This window comes from Neisseria sp. P0021.S006 (assembly GCF_051956895.1).
Window position 1 is genome coordinate 1 of sequence record NZ_JBQCWZ010000141.1, and the last position, 2,336, is coordinate 2,336.

Here is a 2,336-nt window from a genome sequence, read left to right on the forward strand (position 1 = left end):
GTTCCATATTGAGTTGAAACGTTCAGGCGTGCCCATCAGCCAAGCGACCAATCAAATTGAGCGATACCATAAGGCGGGCGCGTTTTCGGGTATTTTTAGTCTGGTACAGGTGTTTGTGGCGATGACGCCGGAAGAATGCCGCTATTTTGCCAATACCGGCGGTCAATTAAATCCGGCGTTTTACTTCCGTTGGGCGGATTTCAATAATGTGTATATGAACGAATGGGACAAGGTGGCGACGCATTTCCTCTCGATTCCGATGGCGCACCAGTTTATCGGCGATTACACCATTGCTGATGCGAAAGACGAGCAGCTGAAAGTGTTGCGCAGCTATCAGTATTATGCGGTTAACAAGATTGCTGATACGGTGGCAAAGACAGATTGGACGGCGGGCAATCAGCGCGGCGGCTATATTTGGCATACCACAGGCTCGGGTAAAACGATGTCGAGTTTTAAATCGGCACAGTTAATCAGCCGCCGTAAAGATGCGGATAAGGTGATTTTCTTGCTCGACCGTATTGAGCTGGGCAAGCAATCTCTGGAGGAATATCAGAATTTTGCCGATAGTAAAGATGATGTGCAGGCAACGGAAAACACCGCCATTTTGCTCGCCAAGCTGAAAAGCAAACAAGACCGCGACCGCTTAATTGTTACCTCCATTCAAAAAATGAGTAATATCAAGGCGGAAGAAGGGGTAAATGAGGCTGACATCGAGCAAATCAGTGGCAAGCGGCTGGTATTTATTATTGACGAAGCCCACCGCACTACTTTTGGCGATATGTTGCTCACCATTAAGCACACCTTCCCCAATGCGATTTTCTTCGGCTTTACCGGCACGCCGATTGAAGAAGAAAACGCTAAGAAAAATTCAACCACTGCCACGGTTTTCGGCAATGAATTGCACCGCTATTCGATTGCAGACGGCATTCGTGATGAAAATGTGCTGGGCTTTCACCCCTTCCATATCCGCACCTTTAAAGACAGCGATTTACGCAGATCTGTCGCTTTGCAAGAAGCCAAAGCAGCAGATGAAAGCGAAGTATTTGCCGATGATCAAAAGAAAAAAATCTACAATCAATTTATGAACGATGTGCCGATGGCGGGAGAATATACTTCAGACGGCAAATATCAAAAAGGCATTGAAGATTATATACCCAATGTGCAATATCAAACGCCGGAACATGTGAATGCGGTGATTGACGACATGCTGGATAATTGGCAACGCCTCAGCCAAGGCAAAAAATATCATGCCATTTTTGCCACCAGCTCTATTCCCGAAGCGGTCAATTATTACCGCCTAATTAAAGCCAAAATTGCTGAGAAAGCCAGAATTGCTGAGGAAGCCAAAAATTCTGAGGAAGCCAAAGATCCTGAGGAAGCTAAAAATCCCTGGCCGAAACTGACCGCCCTTTTCGATCCGAATATTCTTAACGATGGGCAAGGCAACGACAAGGAAATATGGATTGCCGAAATTTTGAAAGATTACAACGCCCAGTTCCACACAAATTTCGGCTACGCCACCTATTCCCGATTTAAAACGGATTTGTCGGATAGGTTGTCGCATATCAATGCGTATAAGAGAATCAAGCCCGACGAGCAGCTGGATTTGTTGATTGTGGTCGATCAGATGCTGACGGGCTTCGACAGCAAATGGCTCAATACGCTCTATCTAGACAAAATTTTGGATTACGCCAACTTGATTCAGGCGTTTTCCCGCACTAACCGCGTATGCGACAAAACCGATAAGCCTTTTGGTTTAATCCGCTATTACCGCAAGCCGCATACGATGCAACAAAACATTGAGCGAGCCGTCAAACTTTATTCGGGCGATCGCCCAATGGGGCTGTTTGTCGATAATTTAGATAAGGTTATCGACAAAATGAATGTCTGCTTTGCCGATATTGCCGATATTTTCAAATGGGCAGGATTAGAGGATTTTTCAAAAAATCCTGATGACACAACCTCATGCGCAAAGTTTGTCAAACTATTCAATCAGCTCAATGAGCACTTACAAGCTGCTCGGCTCTTGGGCTTTTCTTGGGAAAAATCAAGCTATGACGTGGTACAGGAAGACGACAGCGTGATCACTGCCACACTCAATTTCGATCAAGAGACTTACGATAAACTGCTGGCTCGTTATAAAGATTTGTTTAAAGAAAGTTCAGGCAATGGTGGCGGTAGCGATGATGTGCCATTTGATTTGCGTTCACACATCAACGAAATCGAAACCGATAAAATTGATCAAAATTATATGAATGCCCGTTTTGAAAAATGGCTTAAAACCATCGGCGGCATAGAAGAAGCTGCTGCACTTGAGGAGCTACACCACTCTTTTG

General features: G+C 45.2%; 1 protein-coding gene. It reads left to right on the forward strand.

The features are described from left to right. A partial coding sequence (locus tag ACTHUM_RS11670) for a type I restriction endonuclease subunit R, EcoR124 family (protein WP_440402938.1) occupies positions 1-2,336 on the forward strand: 2,336 nt, incomplete at both ends.